We start from the raw sequence: 20,102 nt of genomic DNA, 5'->3' as shown, positions 1-20,102 counted from the left end.
TTGTGCTCGGCTAACGCCTGTACGCTTGCACCATCAAATAGGCTAGAATGCCGACCATTCGCGACAGCCCCCTTTTCAAGCGGTTCTGTTCCTTCTCAACCTCCTAAAGTATTGATTGCCTGTGACTGACTTAAGCCATATCCGTAACTTTTCCATCATCGCCCACATTGACCACGGTAAATCCACCATCGCCGACCGCTTTATCCAGATGTGCGGTGGCTTGAGCGACCGTGAAATGGAGGCGCAAGTACTTGATTCTATGGATTTGGAACGCGAACGCGGCATCACCATTAAAGCCCACAGTGTGACCTTGCACTACAAGGCGCGGGATGGCAAAACCTATCAGCTCAACTTTATTGATACGCCCGGCCACGTGGACTTCACCTATGAAGTATCTCGTTCGTTGGCAGCCTGTGAAGGTGCGTTGCTCGTCGTTGATGCGGGCCAAGGTGTGGAGGCGCAGTCAGTTGCTAACTGTTACACCGCTATCGAGCAAGGTTTAGAGGTTATTCCCGTACTTAACAAAATGGATTTGCCACAGGCAGAGCCAGACCGTGTAGCGCAAGAGATTGAAGATATTATCGGTATAGATGCCACCGAAGCAGTACGCTGCTCGGCTAAATCTGGCATGGGTATGGAAGACGTACTGGAAGAACTAGTGCGCTTGGTTCCTCCGCCTCAAGGCGACGTTGATGCACCCTTACAGGCATTGATTATTGATTCCTGGTTCGACAACTACCTCGGCGTTGTGTCTTTGGTTCGTGTGAAACAAGGTACCTTGCGCCTCAAAGACAAGATTATCGCCAAAACCATCGGCAAGCCCCAAATCGTAGATGGCGTAGGCGTATTTAGCCCCAAGTTGACTCAATTGAAAGAACTCAAGGCCGGTGAAGTGGGCTTTGTTGTGGCGGGTATTAAAGACATTCAGGGCGCACCCGTGGGCGATACCATTACCCATGCACAAACGCCAGATGTTGAAGCGCTCGCTGGATTCCAAAAAATCAAACCGCAAGTCTATGCGGGTATGTTCCCGATCAGTTCCGATGACTTTGAGGACTTCCGCGAGGCCCTCGCCAAGCTGACTCTGAACGATGCTTCTTTGTTCTATGAACCGGAAAGTTCGGATGCCTTGGGCTTTGGCTTCCGTGTTGGCTTCCTCGGCATGCTGCACATGGAGATCATTCAAGAGCGTTTGGAGCGCGAATACGATCTCGACCTGATTACCACGGCACCCACGGTAGTTTATGAGATTGAAAAACGTGGCGGCGAAGTTGTCTACGTTGATAACCCGTCCAAGTTGCCCGATCCGGGTTCAATTCAAGAAATGCGCGAGCCGATCGTTGAAGCCAATATTTTGGTGCCGCAAGAACACTTGGGTAACGTGATTACTTTGTGTATCGATAAGCGCGGTGTGCAAAAAGATTTGCAGTTCACCGGTTCTCAAGTGCGCGTTCGTTACGAGTTACCTATGAACGAAGTGGTAACGGATTTCTTCGATCGATTGAAGTCAGTAAGCCGTGGCTACGCGTCTTTGGATTACACCTTTGTACGCTTTGATCCCGCCAACCTTGTACGTTTGGATGTATTGATTAACGGCGAGAAAGTAGATGCGCTGGCGATTATTGTGCATCGCGACAAAGCGCAACGCATGGGCCATTCGTTAACCGATAAAATGAAAGAACTCATTCCTCGCCAGATGTACGATGTTGCTATTCAAGCGGCAATTGGCGGGCAAATTGTGGCGCGCTCTACTGTAAAAGCGCTTCGCAAAGATGTAACGGCGAAATGTTACGGTGGCGACGCAACGCGTAAGAAAAAGCTACTCGAAAAGCAAAAAGCCGGTAAGAAGCGCATGAAGCAGGTGGGAAGTGTAGAAATTCCACAAGCCGCATTCTTTGCCGTACTTAAAATCGATTCCTAAGGATTTTGGGGCTGCGACCCCAATCGTCAGGCTGACCAACAACCATAAAAGGCTTCCACATTCATGGGCAGTATAAATCTTCCGTTAATTCTTACGCTCGCGGTATTGATCACGGGCGTTATTTGGCTCTTCGACATTCTGTTTTTGGCTAAACCGCGAAAAGCGCGAGTTGCTGCCGTTGAGCAACAGTTTCCCGGCATCGAGTCTGCAGACGAGCATCGTAAAGCGGCATATCAAACCGCAGTGGATGCGGTGGGCAAAGAGCCCGTCGCAGTTGAATACGCGAAGTCGTTTTTCCCCGTATTGTTTATTGTATTTTTTCTCCGCTCTTTTTTGGTGGAACCCTTCCAAATTCCGTCAGGCTCTATGATTCCTACCTTACAAGTAGGCGATTTTATTCTGGTTAACAAATTCGCCTATGGTTTGCGCGTTCCTGTGTTGAATAAAACGTTTATTCCTGTGGGTAAGCCAAAGCGCGGCGATGTCATGGTGTTTTTCCCTCCGCATCAGCCTAAAACCTATTTTATTAAACGCGTGATTGGTGTTCCGGGCGACCGCGTTCGTTACGCCAATAATGTGCTTTACTTGAATGGCGTAGAAGTTAAGCAGGAGTATGTTCAGAAGGCATCGCCTGAGCTAGGTTCATTCTGCATGAATCACAGACAGCAGCTTACTGTTGTCAATGAAATGCTTGATGGTGTGCCCCATAAAATGCAGAAGTGCGATGAACCAAGTGGATTAAGCGCGGACGATAGAACTTGGGTTGTCGAAGATGGCCATTATTTTATGATGGGCGACAATCGTGACAATAGTGCTGACAGTCGCGTCTGGGGCACTGTTTCCGAAGATGCGATTGTAGGTAAGGCTTTTGCGGTTTGGATGCATTGGGAAGAGCTGCTGAGCATCCCCAGTTTTTCGAATGTAGGTGTTGTTAAATAATCCATTAAAAAATTAACAGGTGCCACTATGAAATCATTGTTAAACCAAAAACGCATCTTAGATCGCAGCCTTAAGAAGCAGAAGGGGCTCACCTTAATTAGCTGGATTTTCGTTATAGCGATATTGGCGTTTTGTGGAATGTTTGCGTTTGCAGTGGTGCCTATGTACGCAGAAAATATGTATGTTGTTAACGCGTTAAAAACATTGGCAGAACCCGGTGCTCAGGTTAATGAAATGTCTGACTCGGAAATTAAAAAACGCATTCAAAACTTTTATCTTGTTAATAACGTGCGCAGTGATGGTCCGCAAAATATCGTAATCGATCGTAGATCAAAAAATCTTTTAATTAAAATTGATTACGAAAATCGTACTAACTTGTTTTACAACATTGATATTGTTACTACCTTTCAAAACCATTTGGATGGTGATCACTTAAGTTTATGTTGTAAACCTGCGGCAGATCAGCGTGCAAAGCATTAAGTTTCAACAATTACAACAACGTTTAGGCTATGAATTCAAAGCGCCGTCTTTACTGAGGTTAGCGCTGACTCATCGCAGTCATGGTGCGCACAATAACGAGCGGCTGGAGTTCCTGGGCGATTCCATTCTAAATCTTGTTATTGGTGACGCGCTGTTTACACGTTTCCCGAACGTTCGTGAAGGCCAGCTCAGCCGGTTGCGCTCGCAATTAGTTAAGGGTGAAACCCTTGCAGAAATTGCACGTGAGTTTGAGCTTGGTGAGTGCTTGATTCTCGGTGAAGGCGAAATGAAATCCGGCGGGCACAGACGCGATTCTATTTTGGCGGATTCGGTGGAAGCATTAATTGGTGCTATATATACCGAAACTGATTTTGATACTTGCCGTAAGCACGTATTGTCATGGTTTGCTAAGCGCTTGGAATCCTTAACGGTAGACACCTCTGCAAAAGATCCAAAATCACGTTTGCAGGAACATCTGCAGAGTCTGCGCAAACCTCTCCCCGAGTATGAGGTTGTTGAAGCGGCAGGCGAATCTCACGCCCAGATTTTTACGGTTGAGTGTCGCGTTGTTTTGTTGAAGCAAAGCGTACGAGCACAAGCCAGTAGTCGTCGCGAAGCTGAAAAAATCGCGGCGACTGAAGTTCTCCGATTGCTTGATATCCAGTAATTCCTGGTTCTATTTATCTTTCCGTTCAGGTTTTTTTATGTCAGATCATTCTGATTCATCTACGACTCGTTGTGGTTATGTTGCTATTGTTGGTCGCCCTAATGTGGGTAAGTCTACGTTGCTCAATCATATTCTTGGGCAGAAGATCAGCATCACATCGCGTAAGCCTCAAACCACGCGCAATAATGTTGTGGGCATTAAAACCGAGGGTGATATCCAAATTATGTTCGTGGATACACCGGGAATGCATCTCGGACAACAAAAAGCGATTAATCGCTACATGAACCGCGCCGCCAACACAGCAATGAAAGATGTTGATGTGGTTGTATTTGTGGTTGACCGGTTTATATGGACTGAAGAAGACGAAGCCGTTGCAGAAAAATTGCAGCATGCTTCCTGCCCCATAATTTTGGCTGTTAATAAAGTAGACCAAGTAGAAGATAAAGAAACACTTTTGCCACACCTTGAGAGTTTATCCAAAAAATTAAATGTGGCTGAAATTGTTCCGCTGTCTGCGTTACGGAATATCAATCTGGATCGTCTGGAACAGCTGATCGTCGAGCGCATGCCGGAAGGTATGCATATGTACCCTGAAGATCAGATTACGGATCGTAGTTCTCGCTTCATGGCTGCAGAAATTGTTCGTGAAAAAATCACACGCCAATTGGGTGATGAGTTGCCCTACGAAATGGCAGTAGAAATAGAAGAGTTTAAACAAGAAGGAAATTTATTAAATATAGGCGCGTTGATTTTAGTAGAGCGCGATGGACAAAAGCGGATTTTGATCGGTGAAAAAGGCGAGCGTATTAAGTTAATAGGGATAGAAGCTCGTAAAGATATGGAAAAACTCTTCGATATGAAAATTATGTTAAAACTTTGGGTGAAAGTTAAATCAGGTTGGTCAGATGATGAACGTGCTTTACGCAGCCTCGGTTATAATGATTTTTAAAATCAGCAGAGCTTATCAATGAGTGTTGAGCTTCAGCCGGCTTACGTGTTGCATACGCGTCCTTATCGCGATACAAGTATGTTGGTTGATTTCTTTACCCCTGACTATGGGCGTATCACCGCGGTTGCGCGCGGGGTTCGTTCACGTAAGGCGCCCAAACGTAATTTGCTAAATCCTTTCACGCGCTTATTAATTTCTTTTCAAGGCAAAGCCGATTTAAAACTGCTTACGCATTTCGAGGCCGAAGGCGAGCATTCCACCTTGGCCGCCAAACACTTATTTAGCGGCTTCTATTTAAATGAACTTTTAGTGCGGCTACTACCTGAATTGGATGCGCACCAAGAGATATATGGGCTTTATGAGCAGAGCTTGCGCATGCTCAACATGCAACAAGATTTAGAACCAATATTACGCAACTTCGAATTCGAATTGCTCGGCGAATTGGGATATGGAATCCCTTTTGATGTTGACGCAAAAACAGGTCTTCACATATCCGAAGAAAAATATTACTGTCTTGATGCAAACTTAGGATTCTATCTGATCGATCCCGATTTGCCACCAAGCACAACCTATTCCGGCAGACATTTGCTGGCAGTCGCGGCAGGTGATTTTTCAAACGCTGACGTAAAAAAAACTGCAAAGCATATAGCTCGCGCGTTACTCAAACCTTTACTAGGCACAAAGCCACTCACCAGCCGGGATTTGTTTAGCTAGTTATCGCAATCTCAATACCAAAAACCTCGTTTAAATCCCGGTTTTTTCCCCAAGCTAAAATGTCCTCTATTGCGTGGTTGAGCGATGGGATTGCCGCTTTTGCGTTATCAATATCTTTAGCTTGAATCAGTTTGTCCAAAAGTCCGCTAATACTTTTAAGGCGTGGAACCCCGCAGTAACAGCTGCTTCCATAAAGACGGTGTATTAATTCGCCAAATAAGTTTGTGTTACCTTGCTCAAATGCTTGGTTAATCTGTTGTTTTTCGTTGGGCAGACTATCCAACATCATTTTCAGCATGTCGCGCGCGAGTAGTGGTTTATTGTTCGCCAATTTCAAACACAAGCTGACGTCCACAGAGCCACTCGCGTCCGTATCTCTTAGTGGCAATTTATTTTGCTCTTTGGGGGCGGCGTTAGGTATCACAATCTCTTTTTTCCCACTGAGTGATGTCCAGCGGTTGATGATATGTGCGAGCTGACTTTCGCTCACTGGTTTGCTGATGCAATCATCCATTCCCGAAATTAATAGCTCAGCTTTTTGTTCTGTGAGTGAGTGTGCCGTTAAAGCAATTATTGGTGTGCGCTGGTTATCTTTCTCCATTTCGCGAATGCGCTTGGTGGTTTGGAAGCCATCCATGCCTGGCATTTGGATATCCATAAAAATTACGTCAAACTTTTGGGTTTTACAGGCATCTATTGCTTGCAAACCATTGCATGCCTGGACTACCTGAGTGTGGAGCCCGCGCAGTAATTCTGATGCAAGCTGTAAGTTTGCTGGATTGTCATCAACGAGAAGAACGGATGCGAGTGGAGCATCGTTTTTTTGGCCTAGTGGGTATTCATTGCGAGTTTGCGACAAATTTATATTGAGCTTGTCGCACAGCAATTTTAACAGTACGTCATAGGCGATGGGCTTGTTAATAAACGGCGTATTCATGTTTTGTCCGTTAGTTCGCAGCAGACGCTGGTGCGCCGGAGTGCAACAGGCAATAACAGTACAGCCAAATTCTTCCGCCAATTGCTCGCTCAAATTATTTAGCAAAGAGGGGGCTATTTTTCGTTCATCTGCAGCAATATCGAGCATCAAAATTTTGAACGGGTCTGTCGCATAAGCACCGCGGATGCGAGGGAATATGTCGTGAATTTCACTGATAGAGGTGTGACGCATTTGCCATTCGCCTAGCAAGATCTCGAGTTGTTCGCAAGACGCTTGGTTGCTACTGCAAATAAGCGCTCTATGTTGGCCGAGATTTGGTAGAGCATGTTGGATATGGTGCTTTTGATCGATGCCAAGTCTTGCCGTAAACCAAAATGTTGAGCCTTCGTTTAGTTCACTTTCAACACCGATCTCTCCGTTCATGCGTTCAACTAAGCCTTTACAGATGGCGAGTCCGAGACCGGTTCCGCCCTGTTCGCGGGAGTTGGATGAGTCGGTTTGCGAAAAGGGTTTAAACAAATCTTTTTGCTGCGTGCTTGTAAGGCCGATACCTTGATCGCTAACGCTAATCTTCAGCATTAAATGTGTTTCTTGCTGCGCTATCGCCGAGACTTTTATTCGAATAGTGCCGTGTTCGCTGAATTTAATGGCATTGCTAATCAAATTGGAAAGTACTTGTTTGAATCTTAATGAGTCGCCAAGAAGTTGGGTGGGAATGTGGGGATCGACCTGCGCAATTAATTGCAGATTTTTTTCGTGCGCGTCCGGCGCCATCATATGTAAGGCTTCATCAATTGTTTGGCGTAAGGGGAGCGGTGCATATTCAAGTGTAAGTTTGCCTGCTTCTATTTTGGAAAAGTCCAAAATGCCATTAATTACCGTTAACAAGTTTTGCGCCGAGTCACGAATGGTATGTAAGTATTCTGCTTGTTGTTCGTCAATATCGGTTTTTAACGCAAGCCCTACAAAACCTAAAATGCCATTTAACGGAGTACGAATTTCGTGGCTGGTGTTTGCAAGAAACTCTGATTTAATCCTGCTTGCTTCAATAGCTTCTTTGCGCGCTATATCCAGCTCGATATTTTTAATTTCAATAGTCTCTAGTGTTTCAATTAAGTCTTTTGTGGATTGTTCGATATGGTTTTGTAAATCCTGTTGCGCGCTTTCTAATGAATCAGCCATGGTGTTTGTGGCGTCGGCGAGATAAATAAATTCGCGACTTTTTTGAGGATTAACCCGCGTTTGCAGCTTGCCTTGGGCAAGGTGGTTGATTACTTCTTTAATGTGATTTAGAGGCTCGGTGATATTGGCAAACAATCGCGCGGCGAGGAAGCCCGCCATCATTAAGCACGCGATTGTAATGGCAACTGTGATTAAAATGGTTTGGTAGTGAATCACCATGTAGGGAGAGGAAAGCATTTCCACTTCAACCCAACCGATGGGATTCATTCCACTTTTATCAACGATTGGATGCGAAAATAAAATTGTTCGCCGCGTTTCGCGACGCACGGGTTCTGCGCTATTGGGCGATAAACCCACGTCATTGGTGGGTAAAAACTCTGGCCCGCTGTGAAAAGATTCGTTCGTTTTTTCCAAGCGAACATGCACCGCACGTATATAAGGATCTTCTAGCGAGCCATCCAGAATTTCTTGCAACAAAACTTTGTCGTTACGAATAATAGGCGAGTAAACCAAGTGTGCTGTTTTGCGTGTCATTGCCGATCCGCGCATGTCAACGAACTTACTCAGCTCGTACAAACAAAATGAAACGAGTGATACTGACAGTAGTAGAACGACAGCAATCGCGGGCGTGAAGATCAAATGCCAAACATTGTACTTAAAACTTTTTGAGGCGCTGGCCATGGAGTAATCCTTCGCTCTAAACAGAGTGTAACTGGGCTAAAAATTCTTATACGTTTATCGGGGTTTTAATGCCCCTTAGTTTGTTGCTAGCAGTAGTGCTTGCCGGTGGTTGAGCGTTAGAATAGCTGCCCTTTGTCATGCTGTACATTCAAGATTTTGTTAGAGGCTCTTATGGATTTCCCCACAATTGAAGCTTTTGTTGGTAACACCCCTCTGGTGCGCTTGCAGCGGCTTCCGGGTGAGACGACGAATACTATTCTCGTGAAATTGGAGGGCAATAACCCCGCGGGCTCGGTGAAAGATCGTCCGGCGATGTCCATGATTCAGCAGGCCGAATTGCGCGGTGATATAAAACCGGGCGATACCTTAATCGAAGCTACCAGCGGTAATACGGGCATTGCGTTGGCGATGGCGGCGGCGATTAAAGGCTACAAGATGATTCTTATCATGCCGGATAACAGTACCGCCGAGCGCAAGGCGGCTATGACGGCCTATGGTGCTGAATTGATATTGGTTACCAGAGAGCAGGGCATGGAGGGGGCACGTGATCTTGCTTTGGCAATGCAAGCTCAGGGTAAGGGGAAAGTGCTCGATCAATTTGGTAACGGCGATAATCCGCTAGCCCATTACAAAACTACGGGGCCTGAAATTTGGCAGCAAACGGCAGGCCGCATCACACATTTTGTCAGTTCTATGGGTACAACAGGTACCATCATGGGAACATCACGTTATCTCAAAGAAAAAAATCCCGAGATTAAAATTATTGGGCTTCAGCCGGATGACGGCGCAAGTATCCCTGGTATTCGGCGCTGGCCCGAGGCATATCTGCCTAAGATTTACGATAAAAATCGCGTAGACGACATTGTGGGTATGTCGCAGCAAGAAGCAGAACACACTATGCGTGAGCTGGCACGTAAAGAAGGTATCTTCTGCGGCGTTTCGTCCGGAGGAGCTGTTGCCGCTGCTCTACGGTTGAGTGAAAAAGTGAGTAACGCGGTTATAGTTGCGATTATTTGCGACCGAGGTGACCGCTATTTATCGTCTGGGCTATTTAATGAATGATGTGAATTTAAAAAATAGAGGCATGTAATTTGGAGAGCAAGTGGGAAGCAAAATTGGGTTAATTAAAACCAATAAAATTTTCAAGGTTGTGCGGAATTTTTTTAACAATAACTAGGAGTTTATATGTCGGTTAAACACATTGTGTTTGTTGCGGTTGCTTTGCTTCTCCAAGCCTGTGGTGGCGGTGGAGGAGGTGGCGGCTCGACAGACCCCGTTGCCTCATCTCAAGCATCACTATCTTCAAGTTCTGTTTCCAGCATAAGTTCGAGTTCTTCAAGCAAAAGTTCAAGCAGTATGCCCGCAGATTACCCTGTAGGTACCGCCGATAGCTTGCCCGTGCTGAACCTAAAAACGGACAACTCAGCACCCATCATTTCAAAAGTTGATTATTTGAAAGGTAGCTTTTCACTGAAAGACACTGATGGTACGACGGTGGATGGCACTCTGGAAGTTCGCGGTCGTGGTAACTCTACTTGGGATTGGCCCAAGAAGCCCTATCGGTTGAAGCTCACAAACTCGACTGCTCTTTTAGCTATGCCTGCTGGAAAAAACTGGGTGTTGCTAGCCAACTATGCTGATAAAACCATGGTTCGCAACGATGTTGCCTTTATGTTCAGTCGTAACCTGGGTATGGAATATACGCCCAGATCTCAATATGTTGAGCTTAATTTAAATGGTGCGTATCAAGGCGTATACCAATTGGTAGAACATATTCGTATCGACAAAAGCCGGGTCAATATTCCGGAAATGAAAGTAACAGATACAGATGCGGACAAAATCACCGGTGGTTATTTGCTCGAGGTGGATTTCCGCCACAATAAAAATTACTGCAGCACCAGTTCTGGGGATCCGGTATGTAAGAATGGAGTGAATACTTCGCGCGATGTGGATTTCTGCATAGATTCTACCCACGGAATGGATCCGGTGTGCTTGTCTAATCCTGACACCCTGCACGATGTTGCTTGGTCAGCGCAACGCGACTACATCGTAAAGTATTACAACGATTTTGAAGCAGCGCTTTTCGGTAGCAATTTCACAGATCCCAACGTGGGTTACGCGGCTTATGTCGATGTGGATTCAGTGGTGAATTATTACCTTGCTAATGAAGTGCTTAAAAACGTGGATGGAACGGCTTCCAGCTTTTTCATTTACAAAAAACGTGGCGGAAAATTCTTCTTCGGGCCTATTTGGGATTTCGATCTCTCTATGGGCAACGCCGGGTACAATGACGTTGATAAATCCTACGGTTGGCATATTCGCAAAGCGGCTTGGTACGATCGCTTTTTCCAAGACCCTGCTTTTGTTGCCAAAGTTAAAGAGCGTTGGACGAAGCTAAAAAGCGAAGGGAAAATTGAATACCTTGCTCAATATGCTGAGGCACGCGGTGCTTGGTTAGATAAGCAACAAAAAGCAAACTACCAAATCTGGTCGGTGACTGATTTTGCGGGTTGGATTATGCATGTTCCGCGCGGTTCCTATTCTGCAGAAGTGACCGAGATGGTTCGCTGGCAACGCGAGCGTAACGCTTGGATCGACTCTCAACTGCAGTAATAGTTAAACCTCTTTACAGCAGTTAGCGTAAAATGCCCCTCCCGCGCCCCAGGTGCCGGAGGGGTTCGTTTTTTAACTGAGAGTAAACATGTCCAATCGCAAAGGCCCAAACAAGCCATCTACCTTCAAACCGGGCAAGCTGGGGCAGAAGCCGCGTTCATCCAAAACGGCAGAGCGCATGGCGGCCGATAAGCCTTTCGCCTTTGAAGAAGAAAATGCGCCACGCCTGAATAAGCCGCGTGTTGAAAAGCAGGCGCAGCCGCTTAATGACATGCGTTTGGGCGAATTTACGATTGACCGCATGAGCCACGATGGCCGCGGTATAACCCAGTGGAACGGTAAAACATTGTTTGTCGGTGGTACTCTCGCGGGTGAACGAATCAGCGCGCGGTTAGTGCGCGATCACGCGCGTTATGCGGAAGGTCGATTGGATAAGCTGTTGGAATCGTCACCCGATCGCGTTCAACCGGTATGTGCGCATTACGCAGAATGTGGCGGCTGCCAATTGCAGCATCTCGATGCCAGCCGGCAAATCAGCTTCAAGCAAACTTCCGTTTTACAACAGCTGGAAGTTTGGGGCGGTGTAAAGCCCAAGCAGGTTTTGCCGCCTATAGAATCAGAACCCCAAGGGTACCGTCGTTGTGCGCGGCTTGGTATTAGCTACCTAAACGGCGAGGTTATCTTAGGCTTCCGTAAAAACAATAGTCGCCAGCTCGTTCAAGTTGAGGAGTGTAGTGTCTTGTCGCCCGAGCTCAATAGACTTTTGGCACCGCTTAAAGGTTGGTTGGCAAGCTTGGTCGCAGCGGAAGCTGTTACACACTTGGAACTCATTCAAACGCAGGATCAGACTGCTGTGGTGCTGCGTCATGTTAAACCGCTCGAAGAGGCAGATTTGACGAAGCTTGCCAGCTTGTCCCAAGCCCACAACTTCAATGTTTGGTTAAAAGGCGGCGAATCACCGCAGCTTAAGGATTTGTCGGGTCAGGATGTTGATCCCCGCCTTTCATACGATTTGAGCGGTCTTCAGCTCAGTTTTCATCCCTTGGATTTCATTCAAGTAAATCCGCAAGTAAACACGCAGATGGTGGCGCAGGCTTTGCAGCTTTTGTCCCTGAAGGGGAACGAGCGTGTGCTGGATCTGTTTTGCGGCATTGGTAACTTCACGCTGCCCTTGGCGTCTAAGTGCGCGCAAGTGATCGGTATTGAGGCCGTGGAATCCATGGTGCAGCGCGGGCGTGAAAATGCATCTAAATCGGGCATCACAAACGTCCAATTTATGGCGGCAGATTTGTCCAAAATGTCTGAGCATCGCCTGAATCAAACCTGTGGCAAGGTAGATGCAGTATTGCTGGATCCTCCGCGCGACGGTGCTAAGGAGATCGTGGAAAAGCTGCCGCAACTTTCGCCCAAGCGAATTGTCTACGTCAGCTGCAATCCCGCTACCCTGGCGCGCGATGCCAAAATACTGACCAGCGCCGGCTATCAGCTAGACTCAGTGGGAGTGTTGGACATGTTCCCCCACACCTCTCATGTGGAATCTATGGCGCTGTTTGTTCGGCGCTAGGTTTCTATGAGTGAGCCGCTAACAGAGACATTTACACGAAGTAACGAGCGATGACAGAACAAGGCAAAAATCATTAAAAAAGCGGAGTTTACACGGAGTAAATGAGCAGTTTTTAATGATTTTTAACGCAGTAATGTCGAGCGCAGTATTCGTGCAAAGGTATCTAACAATAAGAATGTGGAGCTTTTATGGTTAAAGTTCGTCAAGACCATCCCATAGCGGCAGATGGTCAGGTAGACATTGAAGCCTGGATTGACCGCCTCAACAGTCACCACGCGCAAACTGACGCAACTCGCGCTGAGTTAGTGCGCGCAGCGCAAGTCAGCCTATCGCTCGTTAATATCCATAGCGAAGACGACCACAATTGGGGTGAAGACTTCAGTTGTTTCCGCATTGGTTTGGAAATGGCGGAGATTCTGGCGGATTTGCAACTCGATCAAGATGCCTTGGTGGCAGCCATTCTTTATCGCGCCGTGCGCGAAAACAAAATTACTCTCAGCGAAATTCAAACCGGCTTTGGCGATACTGTATCCAAGTTGGTGAAAGGTGTGCTGCGCATGGCGGCGATTAGCTATCAGCGCAACGAAAATGAAGACCGCGTACTGGGTAACCAAGCGGAAGTCCAAGCTGAAAAAATCCGCAAAATGCTCGTGGCGATGGTAGATGACGTTCGTGTTGCGCTCATCAAATTGGCGGAACGTACCTGCGCGATTCGTGCGGTAAAAACCGCAAGCGCTCAACGTCGCCGTCAAGTTGCGCGTGAAGTATCGGATATTTACGCCCCGCTTGCGCACCGCCTCGGTATCGGCCACATCAAATGGGAACTGGAAGATCTTTCATTCCGTTACCTTGAGCCGGAAGAATACAAACAAATCGCCACTTTGTTAGATGAGCGTCGTTTGGCGCGTCAGGAATACATCGACAAGATGCTCGCGCTTTTGCGCGGCGAATTACAAAACGCAAAAATTGATGGCGAAGTTTCCGGTCGCGCAAAACACATCTATAGCATTTGGCGGAAGATGAAGCGCAAAGCGATTCCCTTTTCGCAGGTGTATGACATTCGCGCTGTCCGTATTCTTGTTCCAACAGTTCGAGATTGCTACGCGGTGCTAGGGATCGTTCACAGCTTGTGGCGAAATATTCCGCACGAATTTGATGACTACATAGCATCGCCCAAAGAAAACGGTTATCGCTCGCTACACACTGCTGTGTGGGGGCCTGAGAACAAAGTGCTCGAAGTGCAAATTCGTACCTACGAAATGCACGAAGAATCTGAACTCGGCGTTTGTGCGCATTGGCGTTACAAAGGTACAGATACCAACGAAGCGCAAGATAGCTACGAGCAAAAAATTGCGTGGCTGCGTCAAGTGTTGGAGTGGCATGAAGAGCTGGGCGGCGATAGCGCGCAATTGCAAGATGACTTGCGCGCGGTAGATCAAGATCGTTTGTATGTGTTCACTCCCGATGGCCACGTCGTGGATTTGCCACGCACGGCAACACCGCTGGATTTTGCATACCGCATTCATACCGATGTCGGTCACCATTGCCGCGGCGCAAAAGTTAACAACCGCATTGTTCCCCTGAATTATCAATTGAACAACGCGGATCAAGTTGAAATTCTCACGGGTAAACGTGAAGCGCCAAGTCGTGATTGGTTAAATCCTGCGTTGGGTTATGTAAACACAGCACGCGCTCGCGCAAAAATTCAGCACTGGTTTAAGCAGCAAGCACGCGATCAAAATATTGCCGAAGGTCAAACGCTGCTTGATCGTGAATTTAAACGTTTGGCTTTATTGGATTTGGATTTTGAAAGCCTCGCCAAAAAATTAAAATTCAATTCGCTGGATGACTTGTATTGCGCAGTGGGTGCGAGTGATATTGGCGTTGGCCAAGTTTTAAACGCGGCGCAAAAACAATTGGACGAAGCGGATCCGCAGCAACCGCTCATTCCGTTTAAAGCGAAATCGCCGACCAAGAAAAAGGATTCCGATTTCTACATTGAAGGCGTGGGTAACCTTCTTACGCAAATTGCCAACTGCTGTAATCCTGTGCCGGGTGATGCCATCACGGGTTACATTACTTTAGGCAAAGGCGTTTCAATTCATCGTCAGGATTGTACGAATATTTTGCAGCTGCAAACGGATGAGCCACAGCGCATCATTAAAGTTGAGTGGGGCAATGCGCCGCAAAGTTCATACTCGGTAGATATTATTATTGAGGCCTATGACCGTTACGGTTTGTTGCGCGACATTACCACCTTGTTGGATAACGAGCGCATTAACATCAGCGCCATGCAAACCTTATCGGACAAGCGCAAAAATACCGTGGATATGCAAGTCACCGCTGAAATTCGCAGCTTTGATGAGCTCAGCCGTATTCTGACCAAGTTAAATCAATTGCCGAACATTGCATCGGCGCGCCGCAAACATTAATTCGTATTTAACCTCCGCTCTTAACAGAGTGGGGGTGTATTTATTGGTAGATTGATTAAGAGATTTATTTGAATGTCTTCGTTTAAAGTAATGAGCACCAAAAGCCGTTTAAAGCTCGGCATCGCTGTTGTAGTAATTATTCATATCGGAATGTTTTACGGCTTCTGGCGTGTGCATGCAAAACAAATCGGTGACAAAGTCTATGAAATGGATATTTACGCCGCGCCAGCTGCGCAAGGCCTAACTTTTTATGAAGCGATTCCCACCGCAGATTGCGTGAAGGTATTGAACGAGCAAGCTCCAAAGCTCGGTATGCCAATCGTAGAGGAGCCTGCAGCAGACTCGACAGGAACCGATACTGCAAAAAATTCCTCAAATAAAAAAGATGGAACAACAAAAACTCAACCTAAAGAAGTCAAGCTGGCGCCTTCTTTGTATTACGCGAGCTCACCCACGTGTAAAAGTATTGCGACTGTTCCCGCCGGAGCTGAAAAATTAGGTGCCGATGGTTTTGTCGGTTTGGAATTAAATATTGATAAAGATGGCGTGGTTAAGCGCGGCGAAATTAGTCGCTCAAGTGGTTTTGCTGAACTGGATGATGCTGCCTTAAAACAAGCTACCGAAAATCTAAGCTTTAAACCCTGTCACAAAGGCGACGCGGCGGTGGGTTGCAAACAAATTATCAAATACCGTTGGAAGATTCAGTAATTTATTCTTGGTAAATAAAAAGGCGACCTAAATAGTCGCCTTTTTTTATGCTTTAAAATTTACATTCTTTCCATTACTTCGATGCCGAGTAAATCCAAGCCTTGCTCAATCGTACGTGCCACTAAATGACACAAACGCAAGCGGCTGTCGCGGATTTCTGGTTCGATACCGTCTTTCAAAATCGGGCAAGCTTCGTAGAAGCTCATGTACAAACTGGCAATATCGTAAAGGTAGGTGCACAGCAAATGCGGTAAAGCTTCACGAGCAACTTGGTCGAGCACTTCACTAAATTGCAGTAATTTAATTGCGAGTGCTTTTTCTTGTTCGGTGCCGACAATAATGTCGCTTTGCAAAGATTCTGGCGTAACGCCCGCTTTGCGAAAAATGCTTTGTACTCGGGTAAACGCATATTGCATATAAGGTGCAGTGTTGCCCTCGAAGCTCAGCATGCTATCCCAGCTGAAAATATAATCGTTCGTGCGGGTTTTGCTGAGGTCCGAATATTTCACCGAACCAATGCCTACCTTGCGCGCAATTTCGGTAATTTCATTTTCGCTTAAATCGCTGCTACGTTCGCGAACTAATTTGTCGGCACGTTCCACAGCTTCGGTTAAAAGCTCAGCGAGTTTTACAGTTCCGCCGGTGCGAGTTTTGAAAGGTTTGCCGTCATTGCCCATCATGGTGCCGAAGGCCAAGTGTTCCAAGCTCACGCTGTCGTCTGCAAATTTTGCTTTGCGTGCGATGGTGAACACTTGCTGCATGTGGAGCGATTGGCGCGCATCGATAAAATACATAATGCGATTGGCATGCAGCGTTTTAACGCGATAACGCAAGGCCGCAATGTCAGAGGTGGAATATAAAAATCCACCACCTTGTTTTTGCACAATCACAGGCGAGGGGTTGCCGTCTTTATCTGCCAGCTCTTGCAAAAACACCACTTGCGCACCGTCATTTTCAACGGCCATGCCTTGGTCTTGTAATTCTTTTACCACGGGGGCGAGGTCGTTGTTGTAAAAACTTTCGCCGCGTACGTGCTCATCGGTGAGGGTTACATTTAATTGTTGGTAAATTTCGGTGCTGTGGTGCAAGGAGATGTCTTTAAACTGCTGCCAGAGTTTAAGCATCTGTTCGTCGCCGGATTGCAATCGCACAACATAATCGCGTGCTTTGTCGGCGAAGGCTTCGTCATCATCAAAATGTTTTTTGGCTTGTTGATAAAAAACTTCTAAATCTTTGAGTGCCATTTCGCCATCTTTATTCGCACCCAGCTGTTCCTCTAATTCGGCAATCAACATTCCAAATTGCGTTCCCCAGTCGCCTACGTGATTTTGGCGAATCACCTTATGACCTTGGAATTCCAACAAACGCGCGAGTGCATCACCAATAATGGTCGAGCGTAAGTGACCCACGTGCATTTCTTTCGCGAGGTTGGGGCCTGAGTAATCGATGATGACGGTTTGTGGAGCTTCGACCGTGGCAATACTTAAGCGTGTGTCGGTTTGCGCCTTAGCAATTTGTTGGCCCAACCAGCTTGGGTTTAAATCGATATTGATAAAGCCGGGGCCAGCGATTTCCAGTTTGTCCGCAATACCTGCGAGTTCGGGTTGTAAAGCCGCCACGATTTTGGTGGCCAGCTCGCGTGGGTTGGTTCCCATGGCTTTAGCGGCGCCCATCGCACAGTTGGCTTGGTAGTCGCCGAACCCGGCTTTTTTGCCAGGAGCGATTAAGGCGGGTAGATCGGCCGGAACACCACAAGCGTTCATGGCGTTAAGGACTTTTTCGTTGAGCAATTCGCGAATATTCATGGATTTGATCTGGTATTTCTGGCTAATAAGTGAGGGGGCGAATTGTACCCTATACTGATAGCCAGTTCGCCATAACTACCGAAGGAAGTTGCCATGAGCACGATTACCAGCAGTAATCCCCAGATTCTGGTCGCGCAAGATGAACGGATTTTACGCATTCAATTTAACCGCCCGGAGCGTAAAAACGCGCTGTCTCTAGCCATGTACGCGACCTTGGCCGATGTCATACATGCGGCCAGTACCGACCGCAATGTGAGAGTTGTGGTGCTTAGCGGCGTCAATGAGTGTTTTACCAGTGGCAATGATCTGCTGGATTTTATGAATGAACCTGAAATCCATGACAAACACCCAGTCGTGCGGTTTATGGTCGCGTTGCAGAACTGCCTTAAACCCGTGGTCGCGGTAGTGCAGGGGCACGCAGTGGGAATTGGTACCACACTGCTATTGCATTGCGATTTGGTCTATGCCGCGCAAGATGCGCGCTTACAGCTCCCCTTCGTGAATTTGGGTTTGTGCCCTGAGTATGCCAGTAGTTATTTGGTGCCGCGTTTGGTGGGGCAACAAAAAGCAGCTGAGCTTTTGTTGTTGGGCGAATCGTTCAGCGGGAAGGATGCCGAAAAAATGGGCTTTGTGAATGCAGCTCTTCCCTCAAACGAATTGCTGGCTTTTGCCGAAACCAAAATTCAACGTCTCGCCAACCAACCGCCCGCAGCAGTACGCCGAGCAAAATCTTTGTTAAAGAAAACTCAACATCAAGGTGTTGAAACGGCGCTTGCTGCTGAATTTATCGGCTTTGCGGAAGGGTTAAATTCGGATGAATGCAAAGAGTCAGTAACAGCGTTTTTTGAAAAGCGTACACCGGATTTTTCGAGATTCGAATAAGAAGTCGGGCTTTGAACAATCATCAGCGAAATAGCGAGCAAATATCATGACCTCTCCGTTTAATTTTCAAGATAAAAATGTACTCGTGGTTGGTGGTACTAGCGGCATCAATCGCGGCATTGCGGAAAGCTTCGCAAAAGCCGGTGCGCGCGTTGCGGTGGTGAGTCGTTCACAAGAAAAAGTGGATGACACTATTGTGTCGCTCAAACAAAAAGGCGCAGCTGACGCAACGGGCTTTGCAGCTGATGTGCGTGAACTTGAAACAATAAAAACCGGTGTAGCGGAGCTTCATAAACGCTGGGGAAATTTTGATGTGGTTGTTTCGGGAGCGGCGGGAAATTTCCCGGCGCTGGCAATGGGAATGTCCGCAAACGCATTTAAATCGGTAGTGGAAATTGATTTGCTCGGCACCTTCCACGTAATGCAGGCGGTTTACCCCTTTCTCACTAGACCGGGCGCATCGGTCATTAATATTTCTGCTCCCCAAGCGTTTATTCCTATGGTGGGGCAATCGCATGTGTGTGCTGCAAAAGCGGGTGTGGATATGATCACCCGAAGCCTGTGTTTGGAGTGGGGGGGCGAAGGTATACGAATTAACTCGATTATTCCGGGGCCAATTGATAATACCGAAGGTATGAAACGCTTGGCGCCTACCGAGGGAATTCGCAAAGCGGTGACCAAATCGGTTCCATTACAACGCATGGGTTCTGCAGAGGATATTGCCAATGCTTGTATGTTTCTGGCGTCAGATTATGCGAGCTATATTAGTGGTGCGATCATCCCGGTAGATGGCGGTTGGGCGCAAGGTGGCGCAGCATTGGTTGGGGCAAGCTTGGCAGAGATGTTAAAAGGGAAATAAATAAAAGCTTTTAGCGGGAGGTTCCTTGTGTGTTGGGCGACCAGATCTATGTCTACCCAACCCACGTGTAAACCAAATCAGCTTGTCATCTACGACAAGCTGGTGCTCTTTCCTTGAGCTACCACGTCATCCTTAAAGCAGCTGTCTGGCGATCCATGCAGAAATCAAAATGTTGATTGCAGGTAAGCTAGAGCAATATGCAAGCCAATAAAAATTTGTGTAATGAAATCAAGCCTATCTCTGCTGTGAAACTGAGATTGGTTTCAAGAAGTGTTAAGTATACCGACAAGCTGGCAGCCGAAGTTCGTCCAACTTCGTTGCCAGAATGTGATCTAAAGCACGTTTGCGAGAGCTTGTGAGCTAGTCATTTTTTGCTTCGGTTAGTTCAATCTTTGTTGCGGTAAAAATGCCATTTTTGAGCACGCCTTCTACCTTGGCTCGTTGCCCAAGCGCCAAGAGATAAAATTGTGTTTCAGATATTTTATCGCCTTTGGTGTCTTTAAACTCAGTTTGGCCGTTGGTCACTATAGTTCGCCCATAAAGCGTGAAGTTATGGCTGCCAATGCCCAAGACAATGCCAACAATTTTTAACTCTGTTGCGTTTTCCTTTTGAATGTCTTCGCGCTCAATTTTGGTCGCAATGAAAGTTCCTTCATTGTTATAGCCAGAAACTTTTAGGAAATCGCCCAGGTTAATGCTCGTAAAATTAAAACGCTTAAGGCTGGAGCTTCCTTTATCTTCAAATAAAGTTTTCGCATTGGTTTGAATG

16 protein-coding genes are annotated in these 20,102 nt (G+C 46.9%); 13 read left to right on the top strand and 3 right to left on the bottom strand.

Translation table 11 applies throughout. From position 1 onward, the window contains the following. Window positions 1-121 precede the first annotated feature (121 nt). From lepA to recO, 6 genes are all read left to right on the top strand, one after another. Entirely contained in the window at window positions 122-1,921 is a 1,800-nt protein-coding gene (lepA, locus tag U1F02_RS14565) for a translation elongation factor 4 (RefSeq protein ID WP_409991140.1), read from the top strand. 63 nt (window positions 1,922-1,984) lie between these two features. Next, window positions 1,985-2,860, top strand: coding sequence for a signal peptidase I (gene lepB / locus U1F02_RS14560; RefSeq protein WP_409991139.1), 876 nt, complete (start codon window positions 1,985-1,987; stop codon window positions 2,858-2,860). Between the two features lie 27 nt (window positions 2,861-2,887). Continuing rightward, a complete protein-coding gene (locus tag U1F02_RS14555) occupies window positions 2,888-3,340 on the top strand; it encodes a DUF4845 domain-containing protein (RefSeq protein WP_409991138.1) in 453 nt (150 codons plus the stop codon). After that, window positions 3,327-4,007: a ribonuclease III gene (gene rnc / locus U1F02_RS14550; RefSeq protein WP_409991137.1), complete on the top strand. Its 681-nt coding sequence runs from the start codon at window positions 3,327-3,329 to the stop codon at window positions 4,005-4,007. Before U1F02_RS14555 ends, rnc begins: the two co-directional genes overlap by 14 nt. Window positions 4,008-4,044: 37 nt before the next feature. Further along, the gene (era, locus tag U1F02_RS14545) at window positions 4,045-4,956 is read left to right on the top strand and encodes a GTPase Era (protein ID WP_409991136.1); all 912 of its coding nucleotides are present in this window, start codon (window positions 4,045-4,047) and stop codon (window positions 4,954-4,956) included. 18 nt (window positions 4,957-4,974) lie between these two features. Then, a complete protein-coding gene (gene recO, locus U1F02_RS14540; protein ID WP_409991135.1) occupies window positions 4,975-5,670 on the top strand; it encodes a DNA repair protein RecO in 696 nt (231 codons plus the stop codon). On the opposite strand, the gene U1F02_RS14535 is transcribed toward recO, so the two are convergent. Next, window positions 5,663-8,470 (bottom strand): response regulator, encoded by a 2,808-nt coding sequence (locus tag U1F02_RS14535; protein ID WP_409991134.1) that lies wholly within the window; start codon window positions 8,468-8,470, stop codon window positions 5,663-5,665. The genes recO and U1F02_RS14535 overlap by 8 nt on opposite strands. 171 nt (window positions 8,471-8,641) lie before the next feature. On the opposite strand from U1F02_RS14535, the gene cysM reads away from it, so the two are divergent. The 5 genes from cysM (at window position 8,642) to U1F02_RS14510 (ending at window position 15,787) form a co-directional block, all read left to right on the top strand. Then, the gene (cysM, locus tag U1F02_RS14530; RefSeq protein WP_409991133.1) at window positions 8,642-9,532 is read left to right on the top strand and encodes a cysteine synthase CysM; all 891 of its coding nucleotides are present in this window, start codon (window positions 8,642-8,644) and stop codon (window positions 9,530-9,532) included. 123 nt (window positions 9,533-9,655) lie between these two features. Then, window positions 9,656-11,083 (top strand): CotH kinase family protein, encoded by a 1,428-nt coding sequence (locus U1F02_RS14525; protein ID WP_409991132.1) that lies wholly within the window; start codon window positions 9,656-9,658, stop codon window positions 11,081-11,083. A gap of 88 nt (window positions 11,084-11,171) precedes the next feature. Continuing rightward, the gene (gene rlmD / locus U1F02_RS14520; RefSeq protein ID WP_409991131.1) at window positions 11,172-12,647 is read left to right on the top strand and encodes a 23S rRNA (uracil(1939)-C(5))-methyltransferase RlmD; all 1,476 of its coding nucleotides are present in this window, start codon (window positions 11,172-11,174) and stop codon (window positions 12,645-12,647) included. Between the two features lie 188 nt (window positions 12,648-12,835). After that, a complete protein-coding gene (relA, locus tag U1F02_RS14515) occupies window positions 12,836-15,079 on the top strand; it encodes a GTP diphosphokinase (protein ID WP_409991130.1) in 2,244 nt (747 codons plus the stop codon). 72 nt (window positions 15,080-15,151) lie between these two features. Further along, window positions 15,152-15,787, top strand: a complete 636-nt coding sequence (locus U1F02_RS14510; protein WP_409991129.1) for an energy transducer TonB — start codon at window positions 15,152-15,154, stop codon at window positions 15,785-15,787. A 59-nt stretch (window positions 15,788-15,846) separates the two neighbouring features. Here U1F02_RS14510 and argS read toward each other — a convergent pair whose 3' ends face one another. Further along, on the bottom strand, window positions 15,847-17,592 hold the full coding sequence (gene argS / locus U1F02_RS14505) for an arginine--tRNA ligase (RefSeq protein WP_409991128.1): 1,746 nt from the start codon (window positions 17,590-17,592) through the stop codon (window positions 15,847-15,849). 93 nt (window positions 17,593-17,685) lie between these two features. Between argS and U1F02_RS14500 the strand changes: the two genes are divergently transcribed. Both U1F02_RS14500 and U1F02_RS14495 read left to right on the top strand, forming a co-directional pair. Beyond that, window positions 17,686-18,474 (top strand): enoyl-CoA hydratase, encoded by a 789-nt coding sequence (locus U1F02_RS14500; RefSeq protein WP_409991127.1) that lies wholly within the window; start codon window positions 17,686-17,688, stop codon window positions 18,472-18,474. A gap of 46 nt (window positions 18,475-18,520) precedes the next feature. Next, window positions 18,521-19,333 carry an SDR family oxidoreductase gene (locus tag U1F02_RS14495; RefSeq protein ID WP_409991126.1) on the top strand — a complete coding sequence of 271 codons (813 nt, stop codon included), beginning with the start codon at window positions 18,521-18,523 and terminating at the stop codon, window positions 19,331-19,333. 360 nt (window positions 19,334-19,693) lie between these two features. Here U1F02_RS14495 and U1F02_RS14490 read toward each other — a convergent pair. After that, a partial coding sequence (locus U1F02_RS14490; protein ID WP_409991125.1) for a DUF5666 domain-containing protein occupies window positions 19,694-20,102 on the bottom strand: 409 nt, incomplete at its 5' end.

Source organism: Cellvibrio sp., assembly GCF_046347455.1.
Classification (GTDB): Bacteria; Pseudomonadota; Gammaproteobacteria; order Pseudomonadales; family Cellvibrionaceae; genus Cellvibrio.
This window is presented reverse-complemented; position numbering and strand designations above follow the sequence as displayed.

Excerpts from the sequence above, each read along its gene's own strand:
- cysM (WP_409991133.1), top strand. The coding sequence starts at position 8,642 with ATGGATTTCCCCACAATTGAAGCTTTTGTTGGTAACACCCCTCTGGTG.
- U1F02_RS14535 (WP_409991134.1), bottom strand. The coding sequence starts at position 8,470 with ATGGCCAGCGCCTCAAAAAGTTTTAAGTACAATGTTTGGCATTTGATC.
- rlmD (WP_409991131.1), top strand. The coding sequence starts at position 11,172 with ATGTCCAATCGCAAAGGCCCAAACAAGCCATCTACCTTCAAACCGGGC.
- U1F02_RS14495 (WP_409991126.1), top strand. The coding sequence starts at position 18,521 with ATGACCTCTCCGTTTAATTTTCAAGATAAAAATGTACTCGTGGTTGGT.
- U1F02_RS14510 (WP_409991129.1), top strand. The coding sequence starts at position 15,152 with ATGTCTTCGTTTAAAGTAATGAGCACCAAAAGCCGTTTAAAGCTCGGC.
- era (WP_409991136.1), top strand. The coding sequence starts at position 4,045 with ATGTCAGATCATTCTGATTCATCTACGACTCGTTGTGGTTATGTTGCT.
- lepB (WP_409991139.1), top strand. The coding sequence starts at position 1,985 with ATGGGCAGTATAAATCTTCCGTTAATTCTTACGCTCGCGGTATTGATC.
- argS (WP_409991128.1), bottom strand. The coding sequence starts at position 17,592 with ATGAATATTCGCGAATTGCTCAACGAAAAAGTCCTTAACGCCATGAAC.
- recO (WP_409991135.1), top strand. The coding sequence starts at position 4,975 with ATGAGTGTTGAGCTTCAGCCGGCTTACGTGTTGCATACGCGTCCTTAT.
- U1F02_RS14500 (WP_409991127.1), top strand. The coding sequence starts at position 17,686 with ATGAGCACGATTACCAGCAGTAATCCCCAGATTCTGGTCGCGCAAGAT.
- relA (WP_409991130.1), top strand. The coding sequence starts at position 12,836 with ATGGTTAAAGTTCGTCAAGACCATCCCATAGCGGCAGATGGTCAGGTA.
- U1F02_RS14555 (WP_409991138.1), top strand. The coding sequence starts at position 2,888 with ATGAAATCATTGTTAAACCAAAAACGCATCTTAGATCGCAGCCTTAAG.
- U1F02_RS14525 (WP_409991132.1), top strand. The coding sequence starts at position 9,656 with ATGTCGGTTAAACACATTGTGTTTGTTGCGGTTGCTTTGCTTCTCCAA.